27 protein-coding genes and 2 tRNA genes are annotated in these 26356 nt (G+C 71.2%); 19 read left to right on the forward strand and 10 right to left on the reverse strand.

The window, feature by feature from the left end; genetic code table 11:
• The first annotated feature begins 38 nt into the window (after window positions 1-38).
• Entirely contained in the window at window positions 39-473 is a 435-nt protein-coding gene (locus tag ACO1X9_RS01635; protein ID WP_486349092.1) for a MarR family transcriptional regulator, read from the forward strand.
• Window positions 474-479: 6 nt separating this feature from the next.
• Here ACO1X9_RS01635 and ACO1X9_RS01640 read toward each other — a convergent pair whose 3' ends face one another.
• Window positions 480-803, reverse strand: coding sequence for a hypothetical protein (locus ACO1X9_RS01640; RefSeq protein ID WP_486349093.1), 324 nt, complete (start codon window positions 801-803; stop codon window positions 480-482).
• A 102-nt stretch (window positions 804-905) separates the two neighbouring features.
• Between ACO1X9_RS01640 and ACO1X9_RS01645 the strand changes: the two genes are divergently transcribed.
• Together ACO1X9_RS01645 and ACO1X9_RS01650 are read left to right on the forward strand one after the other, a co-directional pair.
• Window positions 906-1715: an inositol monophosphatase family protein gene (locus ACO1X9_RS01645; RefSeq protein WP_486349094.1), complete on the forward strand. Its 810-nt coding sequence runs from the start codon at window positions 906-908 to the stop codon at window positions 1713-1715.
• A 159-nt stretch (window positions 1716-1874) separates the two neighbouring features.
• Window positions 1875-2897 carry a M23 family metallopeptidase gene (locus tag ACO1X9_RS01650; RefSeq protein WP_486349095.1) on the forward strand — a complete coding sequence of 341 codons (1023 nt, stop codon included), beginning with the start codon at window positions 1875-1877 and terminating at the stop codon, window positions 2895-2897.
• 119 nt (window positions 2898-3016) lie between these two features.
• Here ACO1X9_RS01650 and ACO1X9_RS01655 read toward each other — a convergent pair whose 3' ends face one another.
• Window positions 3017-4633: a glycoside hydrolase family 13 protein gene (locus tag ACO1X9_RS01655; protein WP_486349096.1), complete on the reverse strand. Its 1617-nt coding sequence runs from the start codon at window positions 4631-4633 to the stop codon at window positions 3017-3019.
• A 195-nt stretch (window positions 4634-4828) separates the two neighbouring features.
• Here ACO1X9_RS01655 and ACO1X9_RS01660 point away from each other — a divergent pair, with 195 nt between their 5' ends.
• From ACO1X9_RS01660 to ACO1X9_RS01680, 5 genes are all read left to right on the forward strand, one after another.
• Window positions 4829-6064: a sugar ABC transporter substrate-binding protein gene (locus ACO1X9_RS01660; protein WP_486349097.1), complete on the forward strand. Its 1236-nt coding sequence runs from the start codon at window positions 4829-4831 to the stop codon at window positions 6062-6064.
• Between the two features lie 129 nt (window positions 6065-6193).
• A complete protein-coding gene (locus ACO1X9_RS01665) occupies window positions 6194-7780 on the forward strand; it encodes an ABC transporter permease subunit (protein WP_486349098.1) in 1587 nt (528 codons plus the stop codon).
• 14 nt (window positions 7781-7794) lie between these two features.
• Window positions 7795-8733, forward strand: coding sequence for a sugar ABC transporter permease (locus ACO1X9_RS01670; protein ID WP_486349099.1), 939 nt, complete (start codon window positions 7795-7797; stop codon window positions 8731-8733).
• Window positions 8734-10572, forward strand: a complete 1839-nt coding sequence (locus ACO1X9_RS01675) for a glycoside hydrolase family 13 protein (RefSeq protein WP_486349100.1) — start codon at window positions 8734-8736, stop codon at window positions 10570-10572.
• A complete protein-coding gene (locus ACO1X9_RS01680) occupies window positions 10560-11348 on the forward strand; it encodes a hypothetical protein (RefSeq protein WP_486349101.1) in 789 nt (262 codons plus the stop codon). Before ACO1X9_RS01675 ends, ACO1X9_RS01680 begins: the two co-directional genes overlap by 13 nt.
• Here ACO1X9_RS01680 and ACO1X9_RS01685 read toward each other — a convergent pair.
• The gene (locus ACO1X9_RS01685; protein ID WP_486349102.1) at window positions 11345-12037 is read right to left on the reverse strand and encodes an alpha/beta fold hydrolase; all 693 of its coding nucleotides are present in this window, start codon (window positions 12035-12037) and stop codon (window positions 11345-11347) included. The two genes, ACO1X9_RS01680 and ACO1X9_RS01685, sit on opposite strands and share 4 nt — an antisense overlap.
• 83 nt (window positions 12038-12120) lie before the next feature.
• Between ACO1X9_RS01685 and ACO1X9_RS01690 the strand changes: the two genes are divergently transcribed.
• From ACO1X9_RS01690 to ACO1X9_RS01705, 4 genes are all read left to right on the forward strand, one after another.
• Window positions 12121-13089, forward strand: coding sequence for a helix-turn-helix transcriptional regulator (locus ACO1X9_RS01690; protein ID WP_486349103.1), 969 nt, complete (start codon window positions 12121-12123; stop codon window positions 13087-13089).
• A 34-nt stretch (window positions 13090-13123) separates the two neighbouring features.
• A tRNA-Thr gene (locus ACO1X9_RS01695) sits at window positions 13124-13195 on the forward strand.
• A gap of 45 nt (window positions 13196-13240) precedes the next feature.
• Window positions 13241-13314 (forward strand) — tRNA-Met (locus ACO1X9_RS01700).
• A 264-nt stretch (window positions 13315-13578) separates the two neighbouring features.
• On the forward strand, window positions 13579-14919 hold the full coding sequence (locus ACO1X9_RS01705) for a diguanylate cyclase (protein ID WP_486349104.1): 1341 nt from the start codon (window positions 13579-13581) through the stop codon (window positions 14917-14919).
• 3 nt (window positions 14920-14922) lie between these two features.
• Here the strand turns inward: ACO1X9_RS01705 and ACO1X9_RS01710 are convergent, their stop codons facing one another.
• Window positions 14923-15675 carry an EAL domain-containing protein gene (locus ACO1X9_RS01710; RefSeq protein ID WP_486349105.1) on the reverse strand — a complete coding sequence of 251 codons (753 nt, stop codon included), beginning with the start codon at window positions 15673-15675 and terminating at the stop codon, window positions 14923-14925.
• A gap of 150 nt (window positions 15676-15825) precedes the next feature.
• Between ACO1X9_RS01710 and ACO1X9_RS01715 the strand changes: the two genes are divergently transcribed.
• Window positions 15826-16479, forward strand: a complete 654-nt coding sequence (locus tag ACO1X9_RS01715; protein WP_486349106.1) for a hypothetical protein — start codon at window positions 15826-15828, stop codon at window positions 16477-16479.
• A 1-nt stretch (window position 16480) separates the two neighbouring features.
• Here the strand turns inward: ACO1X9_RS01715 and ACO1X9_RS01720 are convergent, their stop codons facing one another.
• Window positions 16481-16921, reverse strand: a complete 441-nt coding sequence (locus tag ACO1X9_RS01720; RefSeq protein WP_486349107.1) for a hypothetical protein — start codon at window positions 16919-16921, stop codon at window positions 16481-16483.
• A 118-nt stretch (window positions 16922-17039) separates the two neighbouring features.
• Between ACO1X9_RS01720 and ACO1X9_RS01725 the strand changes: the two genes are divergently transcribed.
• Window positions 17040-19616, forward strand: a complete 2577-nt coding sequence (locus tag ACO1X9_RS01725) for a helix-turn-helix transcriptional regulator (RefSeq protein WP_486349108.1) — start codon at window positions 17040-17042, stop codon at window positions 19614-19616.
• Between the two features lie 13 nt (window positions 19617-19629).
• On the opposite strand, the gene ACO1X9_RS01730 is transcribed toward ACO1X9_RS01725, so the two are convergent.
• The gene (locus ACO1X9_RS01730; protein WP_486349109.1) at window positions 19630-20250 is read right to left on the reverse strand and encodes a MerR family transcriptional regulator; all 621 of its coding nucleotides are present in this window, start codon (window positions 20248-20250) and stop codon (window positions 19630-19632) included.
• A gap of 81 nt (window positions 20251-20331) precedes the next feature.
• Between ACO1X9_RS01730 and ACO1X9_RS01735 the strand changes: the two genes are divergently transcribed.
• Genes ACO1X9_RS01735 through ACO1X9_RS01745 form a run of 3 tightly spaced genes read left to right on the forward strand, consistent with a single transcriptional unit; the run spans window position 20332 to window position 22272 of the window.
• Entirely contained in the window at window positions 20332-20805 is a 474-nt protein-coding gene (locus ACO1X9_RS01735) for a DUF4188 domain-containing protein (RefSeq protein WP_486349110.1), read from the forward strand.
• 34 nt (window positions 20806-20839) lie between these two features.
• Window positions 20840-21706 carry an alanyl-tRNA editing protein gene (locus tag ACO1X9_RS01740; protein ID WP_486349111.1) on the forward strand — a complete coding sequence of 289 codons (867 nt, stop codon included), beginning with the start codon at window positions 20840-20842 and terminating at the stop codon, window positions 21704-21706.
• Window positions 21703-22272 (forward strand): GyrI-like domain-containing protein, encoded by a 570-nt coding sequence (locus ACO1X9_RS01745; protein WP_486349112.1) that lies wholly within the window; start codon window positions 21703-21705, stop codon window positions 22270-22272. Before ACO1X9_RS01740 ends, ACO1X9_RS01745 begins: the two co-directional genes overlap by 4 nt.
• Before the next feature lie 6 nt (window positions 22273-22278).
• Here the strand turns inward: ACO1X9_RS01745 and ACO1X9_RS01750 are convergent, their stop codons facing one another.
• Genes ACO1X9_RS01750 through ACO1X9_RS01760 form a run of 3 tightly spaced genes read right to left on the reverse strand, consistent with a single transcriptional unit; the run spans window position 22279 to window position 24662 of the window.
• The gene (locus ACO1X9_RS01750) at window positions 22279-22659 is read right to left on the reverse strand and encodes a cupin domain-containing protein (protein ID WP_486349113.1); all 381 of its coding nucleotides are present in this window, start codon (window positions 22657-22659) and stop codon (window positions 22279-22281) included.
• A complete protein-coding gene (locus tag ACO1X9_RS01755; protein WP_486349114.1) occupies window positions 22656-24068 on the reverse strand; it encodes an NAD(P)/FAD-dependent oxidoreductase in 1413 nt (470 codons plus the stop codon). Before ACO1X9_RS01755 ends, ACO1X9_RS01750 begins: the two co-directional genes overlap by 4 nt.
• Before the next feature lie 48 nt (window positions 24069-24116).
• A complete protein-coding gene (locus ACO1X9_RS01760; RefSeq protein WP_486349115.1) occupies window positions 24117-24662 on the reverse strand; it encodes a hypothetical protein in 546 nt (181 codons plus the stop codon).
• Window positions 24663-24744: 82 nt separating this feature from the next.
• Between ACO1X9_RS01760 and ACO1X9_RS01765 the strand changes: the two genes are divergently transcribed.
• Window positions 24745-25380, forward strand: a complete 636-nt coding sequence (locus ACO1X9_RS01765; protein WP_486349116.1) for a DUF2510 domain-containing protein — start codon at window positions 24745-24747, stop codon at window positions 25378-25380.
• 53 nt (window positions 25381-25433) lie between these two features.
• Here the strand turns inward: ACO1X9_RS01765 and ACO1X9_RS01770 are convergent, their stop codons facing one another.
• Window positions 25434-25637, reverse strand: a complete 204-nt coding sequence (locus ACO1X9_RS01770) for a three-helix bundle dimerization domain-containing protein (protein ID WP_486349117.1) — start codon at window positions 25635-25637, stop codon at window positions 25434-25436.
• Between the two features lie 368 nt (window positions 25638-26005).
• On the opposite strand from ACO1X9_RS01770, the gene ACO1X9_RS01775 reads away from it, so the two are divergent.
• On the forward strand, window positions 26006-26356 hold a 351-nt coding region (locus ACO1X9_RS01775; protein WP_486349118.1), incomplete at its 3' end, for an FAS1-like dehydratase domain-containing protein.

Here is a 26356-nt window from a genome sequence, read left to right on the forward strand (position 1 = left end):
ACGTCCCACGGCGTCGGAGAACGAGTTGGGAGCGCAGGATGCCTGCTGCGAAGAGTGGCCCGTCGGCGCTCAGTGTCGCGCTCCGCGGCTACCTCGATGCGCGGGCGACGGCGCTGCTCGCGGCCCGGAAGTCCCTCGGCATCAACGAACTCGACGCCCGCGCGTTGCTCTACCTGCTCGACAACCCCGGATCGAAGCCGTCCGCGTTGAGCGCCGTGCTCGGCCTCACCTCCGCGGGTGTCACCGTGCTCACCGACCGATTGGTCGGGCGCGACGTGGTGCGTCGCGACCGCGACCCCGCGGATGGACGCAGCGTGCGCCTCACCGCGACCGTCGACATCGCGCAGCCCCCGTGGTCGGCGCTCGCCGCCTTCGACACCGGGCTCGAGAGCGCGGCATCCGAGCTCGACGCCGCCGATGCCGCGCGCGTCGCCGACCTCATCGCGGGACTGACGCGGCGCGCCACCGGCTGAACCGCGCTAGTCGCGTTCCGCGGCCGCCTTCGCCTGGAGGAAGCCGCACAGCGCCGAGACCGTCGCGAGCTCCGACGACAGACGGGAGACCGTCGCGGCGTCGAGCTCGAACGACTCGTCGCCGAACTCGAAGGTGACCACCCAGGTGTCACCGCCGTCGGGCTGCACGTAGGCGCTCAAGCCGCCGGCGAGCTGCAGAGCCACGAGACCGGTGTTCGCACCGTCGGCCCCGTCCTGCTCGATCACGCGCAGGGTGCGGTCCGACGGGTAGTCCAGGCTCTGGAACTCGGTGAGCCACGCCTGGAGCGTGTCTCGACTGCGGAAGATCAATCGGACCTCTTATCGTCATCTGCCGGCGCTTCCCTCGCCGACCGCACCATTATCAGGGACGGAGAGGCGGGTGGTCGCACTCCGCCCGGGTAGCTTGGGTGCGTGTCCGAACTCGTCGACCTCGCCCGCGCCGTCGCCCTCGAAGCCGGGGAACTCGCGGCTCGCCGCCGGCGGGAAGGCGTCGCGGTCGCGGCGACCAAGTCGACGGTCGTCGATGTCGTCACCGAGGCCGACCGTGAGGTCGAGCGACTGGTGCTCGGCCGGCTGCTCGATGCCCGGCCCGACGACGGCGTGCTCGGCGAGGAAGGCTCTTCGGTCGCCGGATCGAGCGGTCTGACCTGGGTCGTCGACCCGATCGACGGCACCGTCAACTACCTCTACGGACTCCCGCACTACGCGGTGAGCATCGCCCTCGTCGAAGGCGCCCCCGATCCGCTCACCTGGACGGGCCGCGTCGGCGTCGTCGTCAACCCGGCGACCGGCGAGCTCTTCACCGCGGAGGTCGGCGCGGGGGCGTGGTGCGGCGACCGTCGGCTGCGCGTCGCCGATCCCGCGCCGCTCGAGCTCGCGCTCATCGCCACGGGGTTCGCCTACAACGCCGAGTGGCGCGGCACCCAGGGCGAGGTCGTCGCCCGACTGCTGCCGAAGGTGCGCGACATCCGACGACAGGGCACAGCATCCCTCGACCTCTGCTTCGTCGCCGACGGACGCTACGACGCGTACTTCGAGCGCACCCTCAGCCCGTGGGATCACGCGGCGGGCGCGATCATCGCCCGCGAGGCCGGCGCGGCGGTCGTCGGGATGCGCGGCGCGGCCCCGTCGCGCGAGCTCGTACTGACCGGACATCCCGACCTCGTCGCGCGGCTCGAGCCGCTGCTCGACGAACTCGGAGCGTTCGACTTTCCGATCTGAGGTGCGCGCATTCCGCGTTCCTGGGAATAGGTTGGGGGGAGTGGCTCGATCGTTGCCGTTTCGTTAACATTGACCGCGTCCCGACGACACCCCCGTCGCACCTACCCGAGATACCCGGCCGTCGTCCGCCACGGCCGTATTCCAGGAGTTTCTTCCCGCATGAGCGCCACCGAGGATGAGGACCGTCCGGTCCTCGAGTTCCTCGGTTTCGGCACCCCTCCGCACCTCCCGTCGGCTCCCGAGCGTGCGGCGCTCCCGTCCGGGGCCGAGCAGCCCGCGGTGCTCGCCGCCACTCCGCTGACCCGGCGTGAGCTTCGCGACCGCGAGCGCACCGTCGAGGAGTGCACCGGTGAGTCCGCGGCCGCGTCGCCCTCCGGCGCCCGACGCGGTGCCCCGAAGTCGTCCGCACGTTCGACGCCGCGCCGTGCCGTGAAGAACACGACGCGGCGGGATGCCGTGCGGGCCGCCGGTCGCCCTAAGACGAGCAAGAAGACCATCGGCGCGCGGCTGCTCTCGTTCGGAGCCATGCTGTTCGCCGGCGCTCTCGCACTCGGCATGTCGGTGCCCGCCAACGCCTTCGACTGGGGCCCGAGCGAACTGCAGCTCTCCGAGTCGCTCGCGATGGACTCGCAGTCGGTCGAGGTCGACCCCACCCTCGTCTCGTTCGCCGAGCGCGACGGGTGGAGCGTCACCTCGTGGGCCGAGATGCTGCGACTGCGCTACGGCAACCGCAGTTTCGACTACACGATCGGGACGGGCCCGATCCGCTGGCCGTTCCCGTACGCCGTGCCGATCTCGAGTGGTTTCGGCGACCGCGCGGCGCCCTGCCGCGGCTGCTCGACGGCCCACTCCGGCATCGACTTCAACCCGGGCTACGGCGCCGCGATCTTCGCCATGGCCGACGGCGTCGTCGTGGACGTGTCCGGCGGCGGCTCCAGCTGGGGCACCTACGTGGTCATCGAGCACCAGATCGAGGGACAGGCCGTCTACAGCGGCTACGCCCACATGGTGAGCGGCTCGACGCCGCTCGTCGTCGGGCAGGAGATCGTCGTCGGCGACTTCGTCGGCCTCGTCGGCGCCACGGGTCAGGCGACCGGGGCGCACCTGCACTTCACGGTCGCGATCGGCGACCGCATGCACTACGTCGACCCGTACACGTATCTGAAGACCTACGCGAGCTGACGGGCCCTTCGCGGGTTGAGGAGCGCCGCGCGCAGCGCGACGCGTCTCGTAACCCCACGTTTCGTCGTGCCCGGTTTCGATACACCGCGCTGCGCGCGGCACTCACCCCGCGGGGTGGGTCAGACGAGCCAGACGGTCGTGTCGCCGGGGAGGACACCCTCGGCGACCGGGCCACTCGCGAGCAGCACCTCGCCGGCGGGCAGCGGCACCGGCGTGCCTCCCGTGTTCGCGACGACCGTGACGCCCGCGCTGCGGAAGGCGATGACGTCTTCCGCCGAAGGCAGCCACTCGAGCGACCCCGCGCCGAGCCCGTGTGCGGCCCGCGCCGCGAGGGCCGCACGGTAGAACTCGAGCGTCGAGCCGGGCACGCCGCGCTGCGTGTCGCGAGCATACGCAGCCCAGGTCGGCGGCTGCGGCAGCCACGAGGCGCCGCTCGGGCTGAAGCCGACGGCGGGTGCCTCCGCCTCCCACGGGATGGGCACTCGGCATCCGTCTCGGCCGTAGTTGCGACCCTCGGTGCGGAGGAAGGTCGGATCCTGACGCGCCTCGTCGGGAAGGTCGAGCACTTCGGGCAGGCCGAGCTCCTCGCCCTGGTAGAGGTACGCCGACCCGGGCAGCGCGAGCATGAACGCCGTCGCGGCGCGACCCCGGCGCAGGCCGACGATCTCGTCCGGGCGCGGCGAGGTGCGGGGCCCGATGCCCTCACCCTGCGGAGGGGGCGGCACGAGCGCGAGGCGCGAGGTGTGCCGGATGACGTCGTGGTTCGACAGCACCCAGGTCGAGGGGGCGCCCACGCCGCCGAACGCGGCGAGCGACTCGTCGACGATCGCGCGGAGTGCTGCGGCATCCCACGGGGTCTCGAGGTAGCCGAAGTTGAAGGTCTGATGCATCTCGTCGGCGCGCACCCAGTGCGCCATCCGCGACAGCGGCATGACCCACGCCTCGCCGATGAGCACGCGCTCGCCCTCGTACTCCGCGAGCACCTTGCGCCACTCGCGGTACACCTCGTGCACACCCTCCTGTCCCCAGTAGGGCGCGAGCTCGACGTCGCCGCCCATGCTCGCGGAGTCGGGGTTCGGCGTGTAGTCGGGCAGCCCGTCTGCCTTCACCAGCCCGTGCGCGACGTCGACCCGGAAGCCGTCGACCCCCCGGTCGAGCCAGAAGCGGAGCACGTCGTGGAACTGCTCGTGCACCCAGCGGTTCGACCAGTCGAAGTCGGGTTGGCTCGAGTCGAAGATGTGCAGATACCACCAGCCGTCGGGAAGGCGGGTCCAGGCCGGCCCGCCGAAGACCGACTGCCAGTTGTTCGGCGGCAGCTCGCCGTCGACGCCCGTGCCCTCGCGGAACACGTAGCGCGCCCGCTCGGCGGAGCCGGGGCCCGCGGCGAGAGCCTCCTGGAACCACGGGTGGTCGCTCGACGAGTGGTTGGGCACGAGGTCGGCGACGACCCGGATGCCGCGGGCGTGCGCGGCGGCGACGAGGGCGTCGAAGTCGGCGAGGGTGCCGAAGAGCGGGTCGACGCCGCAGTAGTCGGCGACGTCGTACCCCGCGTCGCGCTGCGGTGAGGTCATGAACGGAGAGAGCCAGATCGCGTCGATGCCGAGCTCGCCGAGCGCGTCGAGACGCGCCGTGATCCCGGGCAGGTCACCGATGCCGTCGCCGTCGGAGTCTGCGAAGGAGCGGGGGTACACCTGGTAGATGACGGCCGTGCGCCACCAGTCGTTCGAGTTCGCCACCCGGTCACCCTACGACACCCCGCGACCCTACCCGGAAGCGGTTGCGGGCTTTCGGCTCAACGTTTAACACGATGGGGGCTTGGCAGATCGAAACTTTCCGGCTATCAATGGAAGCGCTTGCAATCGCAGCGGACTCTCGGCCCCGCGACCGGCACAGCACGGCAACGGGGCCGCGCTCACAGAAAGGAAACACCGATGAAGGTGAATTCCCGCATTCTCACCGCGCTCGGCGGTGTCGCCGTCGCGAGCCTTACGCTCGCCGGCTGCGCAGCCGGAGACGGCGGAGGCGCCGAGACCGGCGGCTCCCTCACCATCTGGGTCGACGCCGACCGTGCCGAGGTGATGGAAGACGTCGCCGCCCGGTTCGAAGAGGACCGCGGCGTCACCGTCGAGCTCGTGGTCAAGGAGTTCGGCGACATCCGTGACGACTTCGTCACCCAGGTGCCCACCGGCAACGGCCCCGACATCATCGTCGGCGCGCACGACTGGCTCGGCAAGCTCGTGCAGAACGGCGTCGTCGCGCCGCTCGAGCTCGGCGACAAGGCCGCGGAGTTCCAGGAGGTCGCCGTCACCGCCATGAGCTACGAGGGCCAGAGCTACGGCCTCCCGTACTCGGTCGAGAACATCGCCCTCCTGCGCAACACGGCGCTCGCGCCCGAGGCCCCGGCGACCATGGACGAGGCCATCGCCACGGGCAACGAGCTCATCGCGGCCGGCCAGGCGCAGTACCCGTTCCTCGTCGGGCTCGACCCGAACGCGGCCGACCCGTACCACCTGTACCCGCTGCAGGCATCCTTCGGCGCCACGGTCTTCGAGATCACGGCCGACGGCACCTACGACCCGACGAAGCTCGCCCTCGGCGGCGCCGGCGGCGAGGCCTTCGCGACGCAGCTCGCGGCGTGGGGTGCGGCGGGCGTGCTCAACACGAACGTCTCCGGCGACATCGCCAAGGAGGAGTTCATCGCGGGCAAGGCCCCGTACTTCCTGACCGGCCCGTGGAACGTCCCGGCGATCGCGGAGGCCGGCATCGAGTACTCGATCGACGCCATCCCGACGGCCGGCGGCGAGACCGCCACGCCGTTCGTGGGCGTGCAGGGCTTCTACATCTCCGCGAAGAGCGAGAACCCGATCGCCGCGAGCGAGTTCCTGCTCAACTACGTCGGCACCGAAGAGGTGCAGACCGCTCTCTACGAGGTCGGTGGACGTGCCCCGGCGCTGCTCTCGGCCTTCGAGGCCGCGCAGGGCGACGCCGATGTGGCCGCATTCGGCGCCGTCGGAGCCGAGGGTGTTCCGATGCCCAACGTGCCCGCGATGGATGCCGTGTGGGCCGACTGGGGAGCCACCGAGGTCGCGATCATCAACAACACGGGCGACCCGGTCGCGCTGTGGCAGGCGATGGTCGCCTCGATCGAGGGGAAGATCGCGGGCTGATCACCCGCCCGGGCGCCGGTCTCTACGGCCGGCGCCCGGCATCCCCCGCCCACTTCACCGATTTGCGTCGAGCGCATTTGCGCGATCACGTGCGCTCGACGCAAATCGCTGCACTCGACAGGATGAGACATGACGACAGAGACGCCGAAGCGTGAGCGGCGCATGATCGACACGCAGCCGCGGAGCGTGCGCGGCATCCTGATCAAGATCGCGATCCTCGCGGTCGTCGACGCGGTCGCGGTCTACGCGCTCTTCATCCTCTTCCTGCAGCAGGAGTGGCTGGTCTTCGCGATCGCCACCGCGGTGCTGGCCCTCATCAACTTCGTGTACCTGCGGCGCGGGCTCCTGCCGGCGAAGTACCTGCTGCCCGGCGTGCTCTTCCTCGCGATCTTCCAGATCTTCGTCGTCGTCTACAGCGGCTACATCGCGTTCACCAACTACGGCGACGGACACAACTCGACGAAACAGGATGCGATCGACGCGATCGTGCTCACGTCGCAGCAGCGCGTGCCCGACTCGCCCGCCTACCGGTTGACCGTGCTCGACCAGCTCGGCATCCCGAGCTTCCTCGTGACCGACCCCGACGGCGACGTGTTCGTCGGCGGCGAGGACCGTCCCCTCACGGAGGTCGACGACTACGAGCAGGACTCGACAGGTCGCGCGACGGGCATCGCCGGCTACACGACCCTCAGCTTCCAAGACCTCATCTCGCGGCAGCGCGAGATCGCGAGCCTCGCCGTGCCGCTCTCCGACGATCCGAACGACGGGTCGCTGCGCACGCAGGACGGCTCGACGGCGTACCTCTATCTCTCGCTGCTCGAGTACGACGAGGTCGCCGACACCTTCACCAACACCCAGACGGGCGACGTCTACCGCGACAACGGCGAGGGCGCCTACGCGAACGACGCGGGCCGTCAGCTCACACCGGGCTGGAAGATCGACGTCGGCTTCGACAACTTCGTCACCGCGTTCGGCACCGAGTCGATCCGCGGTCCGCTCATCGCGACGACGATCTGGACGTTCGCCTTCGCGTTCCTCAGCGTCGGCACGACGTTCGCGCTCGGGCTCTTCCTCGCGATCGTGTTCAACGACAAGCGGATGCGCGGCAAGCGGTTCTACCGCACCCTCTTCATCCTCCCGTACGCCTTCCCGGCGTTCCTCTCCGGGCTCGTCTGGCTCGGCCTGCTCAACCAGGACTTCGGCTTCGTCAATCAGGTGATCTTCGGCGGGGCCGACATCCCGTGGCTCACCGATCCATGGCTCGCGAAGGTGAGCGTGCTGCTGCTCAACCTGTGGCTCGGCTTCCCCTACATGTTCCTCATCTGCACGGGGGCGCTGCAGTCGATCCCCGACGAGTTGTCCGAGGCGGCCCGAGTGGATGGTGCGGGGCCGTGGTCGATCTTCCGGCTCATCAAGTTGCCGCTGCTGCTGGTCAGCGTCGCGCCGCTGCTCATCTCGTCGTTCGCGTTCAACTTCAACAACTTCAACGTCATCTACATGCTCACGGGCGGCGGGCCGCGCAACGTCGAGGCGGGTGTGGATGCCGGCGCCACCGACCTGCTCATCACGCTCGTGTACAAGGTGGCGTTCGGCAGCGGCACGGGGCGGGACTACGGCCTCGCGAGCGCGTTCGCGATCATCATCTTCATCGTCGTCGCGGTGGTCTCGATCATCGGCTTCCGACAGACCAAGGCCCTCGAGGAGATCGACCGATGAGTGGAGATCGACCGATGAGCACGACGACCCCCGCCGACGCCGAGGCGATCTGGACCGACACCCCGGAGGAGAAGGCGAAGCTCGCCCGCGAACGACGCCGACCCGTCGGCCGGTGGTTCCGCGAGACCGGATGGCGGCACCTCATCGGCATCGTGATGATCGCGTTCGCCGGCTTCCCGCTGCTCTACGTGCTGTCGGCATCCCTCAACCCCACGGGCACGCTCGTCGGGTCGAACCAGCTGTTCCGGGCGGTCGACATCGGCAACTACATCGAACTGTTCACCACGCCGACGCTGCCCTTCGCGGCGTGGTTCGGCAACACGCTCATGATCGGCATCATCGCGGCGATCGGCACGGTGTTCCTCGGGGCGCTCGCCGCCTACGCGTTCTCGCGCCTGCGGTTCGTCGGGCGTCGGATCGGGCTGCTGTCGCTGCTGCTGCTGCAGATGTTCCCGCAGCTGCTCGGGGTCGTCGCGATCTTCCTGCTGCTCTACGGCATCGGCGAGATCTTCCCCGCTCTCGGGCTCGGCTCCCAGCTCGGGCTCATCATGGTCTACCTCGGCGGAGCGCTCGGCGTGAACACGTACCTCATGTACGGGTTCTTCAACACGGTGCCGCGCGAGATCGACGAGGCCGCCAAGATCGACGGCGCGAGCCACGCGCAGATCTTCTTCGGCATCATCCTGCGCCTCGTCACGCCGATCCTCGCCGTCATCGCACTACTGTCGTTCGTGGGCACGGCGAGCGAGTTCGTCATCGCGAGCGTGGTCCTCACCGAGCCGTCATCGCAGACCCTGGCCGTGGGTCTGTACCAGCTCGTCTCCAACGAGACCAGCAAGAACTGGACCCTCTTCTCGGCCGGTGCCGTGCTGTCGGCGATCCCGGTGATGCTGCTCTTCGTCTTCCTCCAGCGCTACATCGTCAGTGGACTCACCTCAGGAGCCGTCAAGTAGATGAACCCATCCGCCGCGCCTCATCACGACGGATCCCCGCTCCACGTCTCGACCTCCACCCCCGCACTCGGCGACGCCGTGCGCGTGCGGGTGCGGGTCCCGGCGGACTGGGACCTCGCCGCCGTGCGTACGCGCTCCAACCCCGACCACGAGCCCCGCTGGAGCGACGCCGTGCTCACCGGCACGGTCGACGGCTGGGCGTGGTGGGAGGCGGAGGTCGTCGTCGAGAACCCGCGTCACGGCTACCGCTTCGTCTTCCAGCACGCCGACGGTCGCGTGCACTGGCTCTCGCAGTCGGGGCTGTCGCGCACAGAGACGCTGGATGCCGACGACTTCGCGCTCGTCGCGTCCGACGACGCCCCGCCGTCGTGGATGGCGGATGCCGTGATGTACCAGATCTTCCCCGACCGCTTCGCGCGTTCCGCCGCGGCCGACGACCGCCCGACGCCCGACTGGGCGATCCCGGCATCCTGGGACGACCCCGTCGACCCCGCGCTGCCGGGCCGCTCGCAGCAGTTCTACGGCGGCGACCTCGACGGCGTCATCGAACACCTCGACCACCTCGCCGATCTCGGCGTGACGCTGCTCTATCTGACGCCCGTCTTCCCGGGAGCCTCCAACCACCGCTACGACGCCTCGTCGTTCGCCGTCGTCGATCCGCTGCTCGGGGGAGACGAGGCGCTCGTGCGGCTCGTCGAGGCGGCGCACGCGCGCGGCTTCAAGATCATCGGCGACCTCACGAGCAACCACTCGGGCGACCGGCACGAGTGGTTCCGCGCGGCATGGGGCAACCCGTCGGCGCCCGAGAGCGCGTTCTACTACTTCCTCGACGACAAGAACGTCGAGTACGAGTGCTGGCTCGGCACCCGGTCGCTGCCGAAGTTCGACTGGTCGAGCGACGAGTTGCGCCGCCGGTTCATCGAAGGCGCCGACTCCGTGGTCGCGAAGTGGCTCGAACCCCCGTACTCGCTCGACGGCTGGCGCATCGACGTCGCCAACATGACGGGTCGCCTCGGCACCGTCGACCTCAACGCCGACGTGCGGCAGACCATCCGCCGCACGATGCGGGAGGTGAACCCCGACACCATCCTGCTGGCCGAATCGACCAACGACGCGACGAGCGACCTGCAGGGCGACGGCTGGCACGGCGCGATGACCTACACCGACTTCACCCGCCCGGTGTGGGGCTGGCTCTCCGACGGCACAGGACCGGCGTGGGTCGACGCGCAAGGACAGACCAACGCCGAGCCGTGGTTCTTCGGGCAGCCGATCGGCGGCATCCCGGACTACATGGGCGGCGACGTCGTCGAGGCGTACACGCGGTTCACCGCCGGCATCCCGTGGCGCACCCGGCTGGGCACGATGCATCCGCTCGACACGCACGACACCGCGCGCTTCGCGACGCACGCGAAGCCCGGCTGCGTGCCGGTGGCGGTCGGCCTGTCGATGACGCTGCCCGGCATCCCGGTGGTGTGGGCGGGGGATGAATTCGGCCTCACCGGCGGCGACGGCGAGAACTCGCGCACGCCGCTGCCGTGGTCGCGAATCGACGAGTCGGCGGACACCCGTGCTCTGTACCGCGAGTTGATCGCGCTGCGGCGGGCCCACCCCGTGCTCGCGACCGGGGGGCTGCGCTGGCTGCACGTCTCCGACGAGGCGCTCGCGTTCGTGCGCGAGTCGGAGGAGGGATGCGTCGTCGTGCTCGCGGTGCGCTCCGGCGTCGCCGCGATCCAGCTGCCGGAGGGCGCCGACCTGCTCTACGGCGATCCCGAGGCGACCGGCCCGAAGTTCGTCGCGTGGTCGACCCCCGGCGTGCAGGCTCCGGCGTGGACATCGTGACCCGCGAAGCCGAGTTCGAGCGGCGTTCGGCGGCGCTCGCGGAGGTCGCGCGCACGCGGGGCTTCGCGGGCCTCGTGCTGCTCGGCTCGGCCGCCCCGGCGGCCGCGTCCCGGCGCGACGAGTGGTCGGACCACGACTTCTTCATGCTCGCCCGACCGGGTGACGAGCAGGCCGTGCGCGACGTCGCGTCGTGGCTGCCCGACCCCGAACGGCTCGTGCTCGTCGCGCGCGAGGGCGAGATCGGGTTCGCCGCGGTGTACGACGACGGGCACGTGTTCGAGTTCGCGGCAGCGACGGCCGAGGAACTCGGCGGAGCGCTCGCGACCCAGGATGCCGGCATCCCCGTCGACGACGGAACGGTGGCCGCGCTCATCGCCGCCGCCCAGGAGCGGGTGGTCGCGATGCCCGAGCCCGACGCGGTCAACGAGGCGCGGCTCGTGCTCGTGAAACTGCTCATCGGCGTCGGCCGCTCGCGGCGCGGCGAGTCGCTCGTCGCCGGCCAGTTCGTGCACGCCTGGGCGGTCAACCACTTCACGCGGGCGGTGCGCGCCCGCGTGCCCGTCGCCGGATCGGTACGCGACGCGATCGATCCCGTGCGGCGCTTCGAGCGCGACTACCCCGAGCTGGGAGCGTCGTTGCGCGCGGCGCTCGGAGCGCCGGTCGAGGATGCCGCGCGCGGCCTGTTCACGCTGCTGCGGTCGACGCTCGAGCCGGGGTGGGATGCCTTCCCGAGCCGGGCCGCCGACGTCGTCGCGACCCGGCTCGGTTGGGGCTAGACGCCGAGGATGATGTCCGCGGTCGCGCGCGGCTGCGACAGGAACGGCGAGTGGCTCGTGTCGAGGCGGTGCACGGTCGAGCCGGCGCGCCCCGAGAGTGCCTCCTGCGCGAACACGGGGAAGACCCCGTCGCGTTCGGTGATGACGTAGGTCGACGGCACGGTCTTCCACGCCGCGGCGGTGATCGCCTCCCGGAACGGGCTCGTCGCCTGCGAGCTGAGCCGTGCCGCGTTCGCTCGCGCCACGTCGGCGGGGAGGTCGTTGAAGAACAGCTGCTCGGCCGGCTCCGCCTCCGTGCCCGCCGTGGTGAGGGCGCCGTCGACGACCCACCACGAGGGCGCGACGCCGCCCACCGCGCCGAGCAGCGACTCGCCCGCGTCGAGGGCGAACGCCGCGATGTACACGAGGTGCTCGACGTTGTCGGCCCCGACGACAGCCTGCGTCGTCGGCACCCCGCCGTAGGAGTGAGCGACCACGAGGACCGGGCCGGCCACGGCATCCACCGCCTCGCGCACCGTGCGCACGTCGTCGGCGAGCGTCAGCTCCGCCTTGTTCGGCGCGTGCACCGTCGGCAGGTCGACGGCGTGCACCTCGCGGCCCGCGGCCTCGAGCAGGGCGCGCACCTCGTCCCAGCACCAGGAACCGTGCCAGGCTCCGTGCACGAGCAGGATGGCGGGGTTGTCGGACATGAGCTCCTCCTTGAGGTCGGGTCGGTTCGCGACGAGGATAAGGACCACCCGCAGCCCGGATCACTGACCGAGGGCGAGAATCGATGGCCGACGGCGAAGGCGCCCGCATCCCCCACGCGCGCACGTCCGACGTGCCCCTCGCCGAACGGTTCGAGTACTTCCGCGACGCGATCAGCGAGGTGTACCTCGGCATCCGCACCGAATGGTCGGGCTCGGGAGACTTCGACGCCGAGTTCGACGCCGTCGAGGTGGGCGGCGGGGCGGTGCTCGCACGGATGGCGGCGCCCGGTCACGTCGGACGACGCGGTGACAGCATGGTGCGGCAGCGCCCCGACGAGGCCGTCTACCTGAACCTCGGGGTCGGCGGCGCGCATCGGGTCGACCATCTCGGGCGTACGTGGAACGTCGCGAGCGGGCATCCGTTCCTGCTCGACAGCGAACGCCCGTTCGTCGTCGACTTCGCCGAGCGGTCGCGGTTCCGACTGTTCTCGCTGCGGATCGACAAGGGCGACGGGTTCGCCCCCGACGCGGCGAGCGTGCGGCGCATCGACGAGCGACTCGCCCGCACTGCGGCCGGACGCCAGCTCGCCGCCCAGGCGCGGCTCATGTGCTCCGAGGTCGAAGCCGGGCGGCCCGGCGTCGCCGCCGCGATGAGCGTGCCCGTGCGGGCCCTGCTCGCCGTACTCGCCGGCGACGCGGAGGAGCGTCCGCGGCGTTTCGACGAGTACGCGGCGGTCGCGCGCGGGCGACTCGCCGACCCGGGCTTCGGCCTGCTCGACCTCGCGGAATCGTTCGGCGTCTCCACCCGCACCGTGCAGTCGGTGTTCGCCGCGGCCGGGGAGACCTTCGGCGGCTGGCTGCTCGCCGAGCGGCTCGAGCTCGCCCGCACGCGCCTCGAGTCGTCGGGATGGCGCCGGTTCGGCATCGCCGAGATCGCCCGCGCGAGCGGCTTCCGCGATCCCTCGCACTTCCATCGCACGTACCGTGAGCGGTTCGGCAGCACACCGGGAGAGAGTCGCCCGGCGACGTTCGGCGCCACTCGGGGTGGGTGATAAAGTCTCCTGGTGCCTCGGCTCGCCGAGGCCTGCCCCGATAGCTCAGTGGTAGAGCACTTCCATGGTAAGGAAGGGGTCGTCAGTTCAATCCTGACTCGGGGCTCGGCGCTCTCGCCGGTGCACCAAGCGGCGACGAGAGCAGCCCCTTGGCGGAGTAGCTCAGCTGGTTAGAGCGCACGACTCATAATCGTGAGGTCGCGGGATCGTGCCCCGCCTCCGCTACACAAGCCAGTTCTCGCCACGCTCATCATCGTGAGGTCGCGGGATCGTGCCCCGCCTCCGCTACACAAGCCAGTTCTCGCCACGCTCATCATCGTGAGGTCGCGGGATCGTGCCCCGCCTCCGCTACACAAGCCAGTTCTCGCCCCCTTGTAGGGCTTCACCACCCACCGCCGCAACCCCCTCCCGAGCCGATTTGACACCCGGTCGCCGCGCGCCGGATGATCCGATCATGCACGCGCTCTCGTCTCCGGGGCGGGTGTCGTCATGCCGTCGCGACTGACCCCCTGCGGGCTCCTCGAAGTCGACGCGGCGGGCGTGATCGTCGACGCGAATCCGACCCTCCTGGAGTGGATCGGAGCCGTGCGCGCCGACGTCGTCGGGCAGCAGCTCGAGACGGTGCTCGCCATCCGCCTGCACCTCGTGAAAGACGGCGGCATCCCAGCCGACGCCACGCTGCGCCACCGTTCCGGCGCCGCGCTTCCCGTCGTCGTGGGGAAGCTGCCCTCGAGCGACCCGGACGCACCCGATCGCGTCGTCGTGTTCGACCTGTCGCCCGACTCCGAGTTCGGCCGCGCCTTCCGCGCGGGCGGCAGTCGCACCGAGCGCGGCCTCAAGCGACTGCAGCTCCTCCTCGGTGCGGCGGTCGGGTTCGCCGAGGTGCGCACGGTCGAGCATGCGGCCGAGCTGCTCGTCGACGTCGCCCGTCGCGCGTTCGCGGCGAGCTCGGTGAGCGTCCACCTTCGCGACGGCGCGCACGTCGAACAGGTCGCGGGCGAGAACCCGCTCGCCGCGCACTGGCCTCCGGGCTACAAGCCGACCGGCGTGACGACTCTCGAGTGGAATCAGGTGCTCGTCGTGCCGAACGCGGCGGCGGCGTCGCAGTTCGTGCCCGACGTCCCGATGGACGAGGTCTTCCGTGCCGCGGGGGTGCATGCCGCGGTCGCATCGCCGCTGCGCTACGCGGGCGAGTCGATCGGGTCGGTCATCTGCTACTTCGACCACCCGCGCGACTTCGACGACGAGGCCGTGCCGCTCGCGGAGGCGCTCGCGAATCAGGCGGTGCAGGCGATCGCGCGGGTGCGGCTCGAAGAGACCTTGCGGCGCGCGGCCATGCACGACGAGGTCACGGGACTCCCCGGCCGTCGGCTCGTCGAGGAGGAGGTCGGCCGCACCCTGGTCGCCGGTCCCGGCCGACTCTGCGTCGCCTTCGTCGATCTCGACGGCTTCAAAGGCGTCAACGACCGCCTCGGCCACGCGGCCGGCGACGCGCTGCTCGGCGAGGTCGGCCGGCGGCTCCAGTCGACGGTGCGCGAGCACGACATCATCGGACGGTTCGGCGGTGACGAGTTCATCGCCGTGGCTCAGGTCGAGCACGAGGAGGATGCCGTGGTGCTCGGCGAGCGCATCCGCCGGTCGGTCGCGCAGCCGTACCCCGGCATCCCTCTCGATCTTCCGGTCACCGCGAGCGTCGGTATCGTCTCGGCGGTGGAGCCGGGCGACGCCGGCTTCGTCTTCGACCAGCTCGTGCGGGCCGCCGACCACGCGATGTACGAGGCGAAGACGGCGGGCGGCGATCGCGTGAGCGTCGGACGGTTCTCGCCGTGAGCGTCAGGGTGCGACGAGGCGGGTGAGCTCTTCGCGCGGGACGGGCCGGCCGAGGAGGTAGCCCTGCGCGCGGTCGACGCCGAGGTCGCGGATGCGCTGCAGATGCTGGATCGTCTCGACGCCTTCCGCCACGACGCGGATGCCGACGTCGTGTGCCGCGCCGATGACCCGTTGGAGGAAGGCGGTGGTGGCTGACGACAGGTCGGCGACGAGGGAGCGGTCGATCTTCAGCTCCGTGCCGTGGAGTCGCCGCAGCTGGGTGAGCGACGACTGCCCGACCCCGAAGTCGTCGATGGCGATGCCCACGCCGGCACGACGCAGGCTGTCGAGTCGCTGCACGAGGGCCGGCACGTCCTCGAGCGGCCGCGCTTCGGTGACCTCGATCGTGAGCGCACTGCGACGCAGGTGCACGCCGTCGAGCCGTTCCTCGAGCCAGTCGGTGAAGGCGGGGCCGAGCAGCTGGACCGGTGAGACGTTCACCGAGACGTCGATCGGACGTTCCAGCGTCTCGCACTCGGTGAGCACCGCGAGGCTCTCCTCGGCCATGTAGCGCCCGATCGCATCGATCTCGCCCATCTCCTCGGCGATCGAGATGAACTCGGCGGGCCCGATGAGGCCCCACTCCGGATGCTGCCAGCGGCAGAGCGCCTCCGCGCCGACGATCCCGCCGGTCTCGAGCAGCACCTGAGGCTGGAACCAGGCGACGATCTCCCCCCGTGCGACGGCACCGTCGAGTGCCGCGGAGAGGTCACGCATGTCGCGAGGCTACGGGACACCGCGACCTCAGGTGGGCACTTGACGAGCGAGCCGTCCGTCTGGCCGACGCCGGCCGCACGCTCGAGGCGACGCGACGGTGAGTACTCTCCACTCATCGCGGGAGTGCGCGGGGCTGAGCAGGATGCCGCTATGACCCGACGTCGCCGCCTCGCCCTGTCCGCCCTCGCCCTCTCCACCGCGCTGACCCTCGCCGGATGCACGCCCGAGCTCTGGTTCGTGGGCGGCGGCGGGGCGGGCGACTCGAGCGGGTCCGGCGATGCCACCCCGGGGTCGACCGGCACGGGCGACGACGTCGAGGGATCCGACGCCGACGCGAACGCCTGCCCCGTGGGCGAGTGGTCGCTCGACAACGCGTCGTGGGCTGCGGCGCTGCAAGAGCTCTGGCGAACGGAGCTGCCCGGCACCGAGGTCGCCGTGCACGGAGTTCTCGACCTCGACTGGGGCCCGTCGGGCGGCTACCTGCTGACGGCATCCGACTCGGAGTACGTCGTGACCGGCGTCACCGACGGCGCGGACTTCACGCAGACCGTCACCCACGACGGCACCGAGAGCGGCACGTGGACCGGCGCCGATGCGGAGTACACGCTCGCGGCCACCGACGCGACCGGGATGACCTCGGTCGTCACCCTCGCCTCGGGCGGCGGGGTGTACTCGGTCGATCAGTCGGAGGTCGCGTCCGACCCGTGGTCGGGCACGATGACCGTCGCGTGCACCCCCGGGGGGATGACGACGACGGTGACCGAGGCCTCGGGCTCGCTCACCGTCGCCTGGGTGCGGCGCTGACTCAGTGCGGCCCGGACGAGTAGTTGAGCACGACCCCGTCTTCGTCGCCCGAGACCCAGCCGACCGTGACCATCCATCCGTCCCGGTCGAGCACATGGGCGACGAGCTCGCCCATGTCTGAGGTCGTCGTCGTGGTGAAGCCGACGGCCTCGAGGTCGGCCACGAGGCGCTCGCCCACCGACGGGTCGTCGATGCGGTAGGTGAGCACCTGGGTGCCCTCGCTGCTGATCGACGAGACGAGGTCGCCCGCGGGGAGCGGCAACTCGGCGGGCCAGTCGGCCGGGAGCGATGCGTCGCCGAAGTCGACCTCACCGCCGGTCTCCTGCTCGATCGCCTCCTCCAGACCGCCCGGCCCGAGACCCCCGGGAAGCGGTGAGGCGCAGCCGGACAGGAGTACGAGACCCAGCAGGGTGGAGGGCACAAGGATCGTGAGAGTTCGCATGGGGCGAGCGTGCCGCACCGCGGTCCCACGCGCGATGAGTGAAGAGCACTCATGCCCACTACTGTGGGGGCACTGTCCGTGGGTGCGGCCCGACGGGCACGACCGAGGGGGCGCAGACGTGCGGAGCGGATCGGACGCGTGGCCGATCGTCACCCGCGACGCCGCGGAAGACGAGGTCGTCGCGGCGGTCCGTGCCCGTCCGGCGCGGCTGCGGCTGATCGAAGGCGCAGCCGGCGTCGGCAAGTCGGCGCTCGCCGCCGCCGTGGTCGGGCGTTCGGGACGGGATGTCGTCGCCGTCGTCGGGTACCCCGACCGGTCGGCGATCCCGCTCGGCGCCTTCGACGACGTTCTTCGCGAACTGGGGGACGTCGACGGCGAGGCGGCCGTCGCCGCGGTCGTGGCCTCCCTCGGGCGAGCGCCGTCGAAGCGGCTGCTGCTCGTCGACGACGCCCCTCGCCTCGACGACGCCTCCGCCGAGGTCGTGCGCCGACTGGTCGGGGGTCTCGGCATCCCCGTCGTCGCGACGGCGCGTCTCGGTGAGCCGCTCCCGCCCCCGCTCCGACGGCTCGACGCGGAGGGACTCGTCGAGCGCCACCGGCTCGAAGGGCTCACGGTCGGCGAGGTGGCCGACATCCTCGAGACCTTCTTCCGCGTGCCGGCCGGCGACGCCGACGTGCACCGGCTCATGTGGGAGACGGATGGGAACCCGCTCCACGTGCGGGTTCTCGTCGAGTCGGCGGTCGAGGCCGGCCAGGTGCTGCACCGCGGCGCGTCGGTGGAATTCCGGCGCGACGACCCGCCGACCGGTCTCGGGGCCGTGATCACCGCGCGCGTCACCGCGTTGACCGCCGACCAGCATCGCCTGCTGCGGCTCATCGCGCTCACGCAGCCGGTCGCGGTGCCCCTCATCACGGTCTCCCCGGAGCGTGAGGAGGCGCTCGCCGTGCTCCGCCAGCGGGGGCTCGTCGCCCCGGCGGGCCCGCGCCGCGTGTCGGTCGCCCACCCGCTGATCGCCGAGTCGCTCGAGGATGACGGAGACGTCGAGGAAGCGATTCGCCTCCTGCGGGCGAGCGGCGAGCCTTCGCGTCGCTTCGCCGCGGTGGAGCTCGAGCGGCGCTCGGCGCGGTCATCGGCGGCGACCGAGCTCGTGTGGGCGGCCGCCTACGCCTCGGCGCGCGGAGATCACCGCACGGCGGCCGATCTGGCCGACACCGCGGCCGCCCAGCCCGCGCGCCGCGCCGAGGTGTTCGCCGCCGTTCTCGCGGCCGCCGGCTACCACTCCCTCGCGCGTTCCCTCGACGACGCCGATCGGCTGTTCGAGCAGGCCGCCGGCCTCGCGACCGATCCGGGTGAGCGCGCGGCCCTCGCGAGTTCTCTCGGCGAGCATCTCGCGGCGCGGCGCCGTGACCCCGATGCCGCCGTGGCGCAGGGTGAGCTCGCCCGCGCGACGCTCACCGAGCGTGAGGCGGTCGCCCTCGACGCCGACCTCTGGCGTTGGCGGGTGCTCGCGGGGCTCGGCGGTGGGGGATCCGGCCCGGCGGTGGAGGCTGAGGTGCGCGACGCGATCGCCGCGGTCGTCGCAGCCTCGATGCGCGGCGAGCCGGCCGCAGCGCTCGCCGCCGCGACACCGCTCGAGTTGCCTCGCGCCCTCCTCGGAGAGCTCCGCTCGACCGCGGCGATCGCGTCGGGCCTCCAGCGGATCGTGGAGCTGCGCTCGCTCGGACGGGCCGACGCCGCCGCGGAGTACCTCGAGTCGGCGCGTGCGCAGGCCGACGAGGCGCTCGGCTTCTTCACGGTGATGCTCGCCGGTCAGCGCGCTCAAGAGGGCCGACTCTCCGACGCCCTCCGCCTCGCAGAGCTCGCGGTGGAGCAGCTCCGTCGCTCCGACGACGGCGAGCTGCTCGCGCTCGCTCTCGCGCTGCGCGCGACGGTCAACGCCCAGAGCGGCGAGCATGCGACCGCGCGTGCACAACTGCAGGAGTTGAGCGAGGTCACGGTGTCCGGGGCCGCGGTGCTGCAACGGGCGGAGTGCGAGGCCTTCCTGCTCGCGGCCGACGGCGACCTGAGCGGCGCAGCGAGGATCATCGCCGCCGTCGTCGCCGATGCCATCTCGTCGGGCTACCGGTTCCTCGGCGCGCTGACACTCGCGAACGCCCTCCGTTTCGGCGAGGTCGCGCGCACGGCCGAACTCGCGCAGCAGCTCTGCGCGGGGATGTCGGAGCACGTCGAGCCGTGCGTCGCGCTGCGCGATCTCGCCGTCGCTCTCGATCGGGGCAAGCCCGAGCTCGTCGGCGCTGCCGCCCGGCGGCTCGCCCGCGCCGGACTCGCGCCCGCGGCGATCGACGGCATCTCGATCGCCCTCGGGATGCCCGTCGGCGAGGAGCATCGCCGTCGCCTGCAGTCGCTCGCGACCGCTCTGGCCGCCGAAGTGGATGCCCCGCTCCTCCAGCGTCGCGAGCTGCCGTCGCTCACGCCGCGCGAGCTCGAGGTCGCGCGGGTCGCCGCGCAGCGCCTGCGCGCCCGAGAGATCGGAGAGCACCTCGGCGTCTCGGCCCGCACCGTCGAGAACCAGCTGTACTCGATCTACCGCAAGCTCGGCGTGGGGTCGCGCGACGAGCTGCGGGATGCTCTCGCCGAGGCGGGGCTGCTCGCGACGGGCGAGGCGGGTACGCGCGAGGCGCACGGCGTCGCCTGAGCGGGGCCGCGGCTCACCGGCCGAAGCGGCGCCAGCTCGCGTGCTCGAGGGCGAGCCGCCGCAGCGCGGCGATCGCGACCTCGTAGGAGATCGTGCCGATGACACTCGCCTCCATCGCGGCGGCGCGGTCGTCGGCCGGAACCCCCGAGAGCTCGGCGATCGCCTCGGCCGTGATCCGCGGCATCCGCTCGTCGAACGCGGCGAGATCGAAGTCCCACCCGCCGGAGCGCACGGCGACGAGTGCGTCGGCGAGCATCCCGCGCACCTGGGCGTCCGGCCGCACCTGCAGGCGGTGGCGGCGGACGAAGGCGTCGACGTCGGCGAGCGCCCGTTCGTAGGCGGCACCCGATCGCGTGCGTGGTGGGACCATGGCGTCCTGGGCGATGCCGAACGCGTCGTGCAGCCCGACGGTCTCGTCGCCGACCGCGGCGAGCACACGCTTGATGTCGCTCAGCTGGAGGTTGCCGAGCTCGAGCAGCGCGCGCACGAGGCGGGCGCGCCGTACGTGCCCCTCGTCGTAGTCGGCCTGGTTGACGGCCGTCGCTGCTCCGGGGTGCAGCAGCCCTTCGCGCAGGTAGTACTTGAGCGTCGCGACGGGCAGTTCCGTCGCGACGCTGAGCGCCGCGATCCGCATCCATCCCCCTCTTGACCTTCTTGATAGATAGTGGCACTCTCCATTACGGAGAGTCAAACTATCTATTTCGAGGAGTGCTGCATGAAGGTCCATCCGGGTCGCTACACCGCCCGCATCGACGGCGACTTCGTCGTCTTCGTCATCGGGATGCGCATCAACAAGCTGTGGAAGCTGCACAAGTGGGTGCCGGTCGCGGCCGCGATGGGGCCCATGCTGCGCGAACTCTTCACCCACCCCGAGAAGGGTCTGCTCGCGCTGCAATCCGGCTGGTCGGGGCGCACCTTCACGCTCGTCCAGCACTGGCGCAGCTTCGACCACCTCGAGCGATTCGCCCGGGACCGCGACGACCCGCACCTCGAGACGTGGCGTGCGTTCAACCGCAAGGTCGGCACGAGCGGCGACGTCGGAGTGTTCCACGAGACCTACCGCGTCGCGGCCGGCGCCTACGAGGCGGTCTACAGCAACATGCCCGTGCAGGGCCTCGCCGTCGCCGGGGAGCACGTGCCGGTCGCGCAGCGCGGTGACACCGCACGCGAGCGCATCACCTCGGGCTGACGGCGGCCCGCGCTGGCCGCGCGATAATCGGGGGATGCCTCTCCACGCCGACACGGTCGTCGACTACCCCGCGGGTGCGACCACGTCGACGGGCACGGTCGTCGCCACCCTCCCCGTCGAAGGCGGCCTGGGTGTCGTGCTCGACCGCACCGCCTTCCACGCCGTCGACGCCGGGTGGCCCGACCAGCCCGCCGACCGCGGGACACTCGAGGCGGGGGGTGTCGCGTATCCCGTGCTCGACGCGATCGTCGGCGCGACCGACGGGGGCGACCTCGTCGTGGGCCGCGACATCCCGGTGCGCACGGGCGCCGACGGGTGGAACTTCGTCGTGGTGCACGTCGTGGCGCCGGAGGCGACGGTGTCGGTCGGCGACGACGCGACGGTGACCGTCGACGAGGGTTACCGGGACGTGCTCTCAGCGGGCCACACCGGATGTCACCTCGCGTCGCTCGCGCTCGACCGGGCGCTCGCCGACGCGTGGACGAAGGAGGTGCCGACGGACGCGCTCGGCCACCCCGGGTTCGACGCGCTGGCCTGCCAGTCGTCGCTCATCCACGAGAACGGCTCGGTCGACGTCTACCGCGTCGGCAAGTCGCTGCGACGCCGCGGCTTCGATCCCGCTGCGCTCGACGACGTGGATGCCGTGGCGGGTCGCGCGAACGACGCGCTCGCCGCATGGGTCGCGACGGGAGCCGACATCCGCATCGATCGCGACGGCGACGCGCTCGGCGACCGGCGGCGCTGGGTCTGCGCCCTCCCCGACGGCGACGCCGTGATCCCGTGCGGCGGCACGCACCTGAGCTCGCTGGCCGAGGCCGCCGCCGTGAGGGTCGGGTTGGAGCGCCGTGAGGTCGAGGGCGGGCTCGAGCTCATCATGACGACGACGGTGCAGCGTCCGTGAAGACCGACCTCAAGAAGCTCGACTCCTACGCGGCGAAGGCGGGAGCCTTCCGCATCCTGACCGTTCCGCCGCGGCAGTACCTCGCGATCGACGGGCACGGCGACCCGAACACCGACGTCTACCGACGCGCGATCGAGGCGATCTACCCGGTCGCCTATCGCGTCAAGTTCGCGAGCAAGGCCGCGGGTCGCGACTACGTCGTCATGCCGCTCGAGGCGCTCTGGTCGGCCGACGACCCCGCGTCCTTCACCACCCGCCGCGACAAGTCGACGTGGCACTGGACGCTGCTGAACCTCGTACCCGACTGGATCACCCCCGACGACGTCGCGGCCGCGGGAGACGGCGTGCGGCTCGAGACGCTCGACGAGGGTCTGTGCGTGCAGACCCTCCACGTCGGCTCGTACGACGACGAGGGCCCCGTGCTTGCGCGGATGCACGACGAGTTCATCCCGGCGGAGGGCCTCGTCATGACAGACCGTCATCACGAGATCTACCTGAGCGACGCCCGCAAGGTGGCGCCCGAGAGGCTGCGCACGATCCTGCGCCAACCGGTGGCCCGCGCGTAGAACGCCTCAGGCGACGTAGACCTTCCGCAGGGTCTCGTGCACGACCCACGTCGTACGCATCCCCTCCGTCAGCCGCACGACGGCGCCAGGCGCGAGTTCGATCGACGGTAGTCCCTCGAACAGCACGGTCGCGCGCCCCGAGATGACGATGAAGACCTCGTCGGCCTCGGTGTCGGTCGCTGTGCCCGGCGTCATCTCCCAGACGCCGATCTCGACGTCACCGGTGTCGTCGAGCACGACCGAGCCCGCCGACGGGCTCCCCTCGACGACCTCGTCGGCGGGCAGCGGCGACAGCCGCACGTCCAGGCCGACCGCCGCGACGAGAACGCCCGGGTCGAGCGCGACCTGCCCTGAGTAGGCGGCATCGCCGTCGTGTCGAAGGGTCACGAGTCGAATCCGAGGCCGAGGGCGTCGAGGGTCTTCAGAAGCATGTCGCGCTTCCCTTCGCGGTGATCAGCCCGGTCGAGAGACCGGCGCGTGAGGTTGATGCCGACGGAGGCCGCCGGCTCGGGTGGGAACGGCAGCGGGCGCTCGCGCACCATCCGCAGGCGTGTGAGCTCCGTGTCGAGCCCGCCGAGCTTGTCGAGCATGACGTCGGCCGCGAACCGGGTGGCGGCGACGCCGAGCCCCGTGAAGCCCGCGGCATAGGCGACGCGACCGCCGCGGGCGGTGCCGAAGAAGGCGCAGAACCGCGTGCTCGTGTCGATGACGCCCGCCCAACGGTGGGTGAAGCGGATGCCCTCGAGCTGCGGGAACGTCGTGAGCAGGTGGCTCGCGAGTCGCTCGTACGACGCCGCGCGCTCCTCGTACTCCGGCCGGATGCGGCCGCCCGTGTAGTACACCGCGTCGTAGCCGCCGTAGAGGATGCGGTCGTCGGCCGTGAGCCGCGAGTAGTGGAACTGGTTCGCGAGATCTGCGAGGCCCTGCCGGTTGCTCCAGCCGATCGAGGAGCGCTGGGATGCCGTCAGCGGCTCCGTCATGAGCACGTAGTCGTAGACCGGCACGGTCATCAGCCGATTGCGCTTCAGGAGCGACGGGAACACGTTGGTCGCGAGCGCGACCCGTGCCGCGCGCACCCGGCCACCGTCCGTGTGCAGCACCACGACATCCCGACTCGTGTCGAGCCGGCGCACCCGGGTGCGCTCGAAGACCTCCACGCCGAGCTCGCGGGCGACGCGGGCGAGCTCGGCGGCGAGCTTGCCGGGGTGCACGAGCGCAGTGCCGCGCTTGTCCCAGCGCCCGGCGAGGAAGGTCGGAGAGTCGATCTCGGCCCGCACCGACGCGGCGTCGAGGTGCACGTCGTCGTGGGTCGACGAGCCCTCGAGCCACGGCAGCTGGTGGGGCTCGACCGCGACGCTCAGGGTGCCCGTGCGCTCGAAGTCGACGTGCATCCCGTAGCGGGCGATGGTGTCGCCGATGGCGTCGAGGTTCGCGTGGCCGAGTTCGTCGAGTCGCGCGAGCTCCTCCGGCCAGCGGCGCTCGCCGTTCGACTCGCCGTGCGTGAGGCTCGCCTCGACGAAGCCGCCGTTGCGGCCCGACGCCGCCCAGCCGATCGTCGAGGCCTCGAGCAGCACGACCCGACTCGCCGGATCGCGCTCCTTCGCGCGGATCGCCGTCCACAGCCCGGTGTAGCCGCCGCCGACGATCGCGAGATCGGCGTCGAGGTCGGCAGGCAGAGCGGGCGCGCGCTCGCCCGGGGCGTCCTCGAGCCAGAACACCGCCCGCCGGGAGTCGCGGAGAGCCTCGGCGACGAGGCGCCGGTCGGGAGCCGACCGCTCGAACACGGTGTCGTGCATGCTCTCATCGTGGCCGACCTCGCGGTCGCGGCGCCAGCAGACCGGACGTCAGTCGCCCGCGCCGTGCTCCTCGACGAGCGCCGCGAGGTCGCCCGCGAGGAGCGTGAGGGCGATCGCCCGGTCGTCGGCGTCGAGGTGCACGCGCGGAGAGGGCGTGTGCCGAGCGTTGGTGATCTCGTCGAGCGCGGCGCGGCGGGCCTCGGCGATGAGCGCCTCGACGGCATCTTGATCGGTCGCGATCTCACGCAGTCGCGTGGCGATCTTGCGCAGCACGCGGATGCGACGCCGTAGCACGGGGGCGTCGGTTGCGCGGAAGTCGCCGGGATGCTGCGGGCGACCGCGCTTGCGGCGGGTCGCGTCACGCACCTGCTCGAGCCTCGCGGCATCCGCCTCGTTCTGCGCGGCGATGACCTCGAACTCGCGCGCGACGGTCGCGAGCCACCACGACGGCTCGTAGTCGACGCGACCCCGCAGGGCGCGCACGATGAGCAGGTTCTTCACGACGATGCGCACGGCCGCGGTGGCGAGCGAGACGGCGTCGGCGACGATGTCCTTCTTGCGCGTCCGATCGGAGAACAGCCCGCCACCGGGCACGGTCAGCGCCCGGCCCCGGTGGCGATCTCGTCCATGCGGGCACCTTATCCTCCGCGCGGCGGGGTCGGCTTAGGATCGGGCCATGAGCGCACAGGGAACGCCCGCGGCCCCGGCCGGCTGGTACACCGACCCGCAGAACCCCGCGCAGGGCCGCTACTGGGACGGCGGCGCCTGGACGGAGCTGCGTCACACCCCGGGGCAGCCCTACCCGGCGCCGCCGCCGCTCAAGGCCCCGCCCGGCACCGACTGGAACACGATCTGGATCTGGCTCATCATCGCCCTGCCGGTGCTGCCCATGCTCCTGCTGCTGTTCGTGCCGTGGGGCTCGATGTTCGACTTCGACCCGACGGCGAACGATCCCCGCGGTGCGATGTCGGCGACGTTCGGCCTCTTCCTCTCGCCGTTCTACTGGGCTTCGCTCGTGCTCGGGTACGTCGTCTACGGCCTGAGCGTGTTCTTCGCGTATCGCGACATGAAACAGCTCGCCGCCCGCGGCGTGCCGAAGCCTTTCCACTGGGCGTTCGCGTTCATCGGTGGCGTCGTCTACACGATCGGCCGGTCCGTCGTCGTGAAGCGCCGCACCGGCCGGGGGCACGCCCCGCTGTGGGCCGAGATCGCGGTCTTCCTCCTCATCACGGCACTCGTCGTGTGGATCGAGGTCGTGATCTTCAGCTCGATGGCCGACATGTTCAGCACCATCCCCGGCTACTACCGGTAGCCGCGGACTCGGATCGCGCGGGTCATCGCGTTCCTCGTGCGCGGCCGGGCCGGCTAGGTGCGGGTGGCTTCGCGCAACTTCGCGCGGGCGCCGTGCTCGACCAGCCGGGGGATGTAGTCGCGGATGGGGTTGCCGTCGAGCTGCGCGACCTGCTCGGCGACGATGATCTCGATCTCCTGTGTGGAGAACGCGGGGAACCTCTCCTCGAGCTTCTCGACCACTTGCGCGAGCTGGGTCTTCTCGTCGGGACCGTTCATGGGGTAACAGTGGCCGCATCCACCTGGAAACGGGCCTTGAATCCGGCCACGGATGTCGGTGGCCCCGGGTAGCTTGGAAAAATACCGCGACACGCCGAAACCACTACATGTAGGGGAATGACATCCGTGTGATTCCGGTTATATAGTGAGGATTCACGCGCCGGCCACCGGCTGCGCGGGGGATGGCACAGACTTTGAGGAGGACCCCATGAACGACGTCGACACCGTGGGCGGCTACTCGGTTCCGGTCGATCCGATGGACGACCTGCAGTGCGAGAGCTGCCAGTAACCGGTACAACACCTTCGACGCCTCGGCAGACTTGAGTCGCCGGGGCGTCGATCATTTAAGCCCTCGATAGGCTGAACCCGTGTCGGTGAACCCTGCGATCCAAGGTCGGACCTATCCGCCGACCGCCCCCTATCTGGTCGGCCGCGAGAAGGTGCGCGAGTTCGCCCGCGCCGTCTTCGCCACCCACGCGACGCATCTCGACCCCGAGGCCGCGCGGGCGGCGGGACACGCGGATGTCATCGCCCCGACGACGTTCCCGATCGTCGTGACGGCGGCGACTCTCGAGCAGCTCCTCGGCGACGAGGAGGCGGGCGTCGACTTCACGCGCGTCGTGCTCGGCGACCAGCGCTTCACCTACTCGCGACCGATCGTCGCGGGCGACGAGCTCGTCGCGACGATGACGATCACGAGCGTCAAGTCGATCGGCGGC

Source organism: Pseudolysinimonas sp. (assembly GCF_057350545.1).

Excerpts from the sequence above, each read along its gene's own strand:
- ACO1X9_RS01715 (WP_486349106.1), top strand. The coding sequence starts at position 15,826 with ATGACCCGACGTCGCCGCCTCGCCCTGTCCGCCCTCGCCCTCTCCACC.
- ACO1X9_RS01660 (WP_486349097.1), top strand. The coding sequence starts at position 4,829 with ATGAAGGTGAATTCCCGCATTCTCACCGCGCTCGGCGGTGTCGCCGTC.
- ACO1X9_RS01765 (WP_486349116.1), top strand. The coding sequence starts at position 24,745 with ATGAGCGCACAGGGAACGCCCGCGGCCCCGGCCGGCTGGTACACCGAC.
- ACO1X9_RS01710 (WP_486349105.1), bottom strand. The coding sequence starts at position 15,675 with ATGCGTGACCTCTCCGCGGCACTCGACGGTGCCGTCGCACGGGGGGAG.
- ACO1X9_RS01720 (WP_486349107.1), bottom strand. The coding sequence starts at position 16,921 with ATGCGAACTCTCACGATCCTTGTGCCCTCCACCCTGCTGGGTCTCGTA.
- ACO1X9_RS01755 (WP_486349114.1), bottom strand. The coding sequence starts at position 24,068 with ATGCACGACACCGTGTTCGAGCGGTCGGCTCCCGACCGGCGCCTCGTC.
- ACO1X9_RS01770 (WP_486349117.1), bottom strand. The coding sequence starts at position 25,637 with ATGAACGGTCCCGACGAGAAGACCCAGCTCGCGCAAGTGGTCGAGAAG.
- ACO1X9_RS01705 (WP_486349104.1), top strand. The coding sequence starts at position 13,579 with ATGCCGTCGCGACTGACCCCCTGCGGGCTCCTCGAAGTCGACGCGGCG.
- ACO1X9_RS01650 (WP_486349095.1), top strand. The coding sequence starts at position 1,875 with ATGAGCGCCACCGAGGATGAGGACCGTCCGGTCCTCGAGTTCCTCGGT.
- ACO1X9_RS01685 (WP_486349102.1), bottom strand. The coding sequence starts at position 12,037 with ATGTCCGACAACCCCGCCATCCTGCTCGTGCACGGAGCCTGGCACGGT.
- ACO1X9_RS01730 (WP_486349109.1), bottom strand. The coding sequence starts at position 20,250 with ATGCGGATCGCGGCGCTCAGCGTCGCGACGGAACTGCCCGTCGCGACG.
- ACO1X9_RS01740 (WP_486349111.1), top strand. The coding sequence starts at position 20,840 with ATGCCTCTCCACGCCGACACGGTCGTCGACTACCCCGCGGGTGCGACC.
- ACO1X9_RS01670 (WP_486349099.1), top strand. The coding sequence starts at position 7,795 with ATGAGCACGACGACCCCCGCCGACGCCGAGGCGATCTGGACCGACACC.
- ACO1X9_RS01690 (WP_486349103.1), top strand. The coding sequence starts at position 12,121 with ATGGCCGACGGCGAAGGCGCCCGCATCCCCCACGCGCGCACGTCCGAC.
- ACO1X9_RS01735 (WP_486349110.1), top strand. The coding sequence starts at position 20,332 with ATGAAGGTCCATCCGGGTCGCTACACCGCCCGCATCGACGGCGACTTC.
- ACO1X9_RS01675 (WP_486349100.1), top strand. The coding sequence starts at position 8,734 with ATGAACCCATCCGCCGCGCCTCATCACGACGGATCCCCGCTCCACGTC.
- ACO1X9_RS01635 (WP_486349092.1), top strand. The coding sequence starts at position 39 with ATGCCTGCTGCGAAGAGTGGCCCGTCGGCGCTCAGTGTCGCGCTCCGC.
- ACO1X9_RS01665 (WP_486349098.1), top strand. The coding sequence starts at position 6,194 with ATGACGACAGAGACGCCGAAGCGTGAGCGGCGCATGATCGACACGCAG.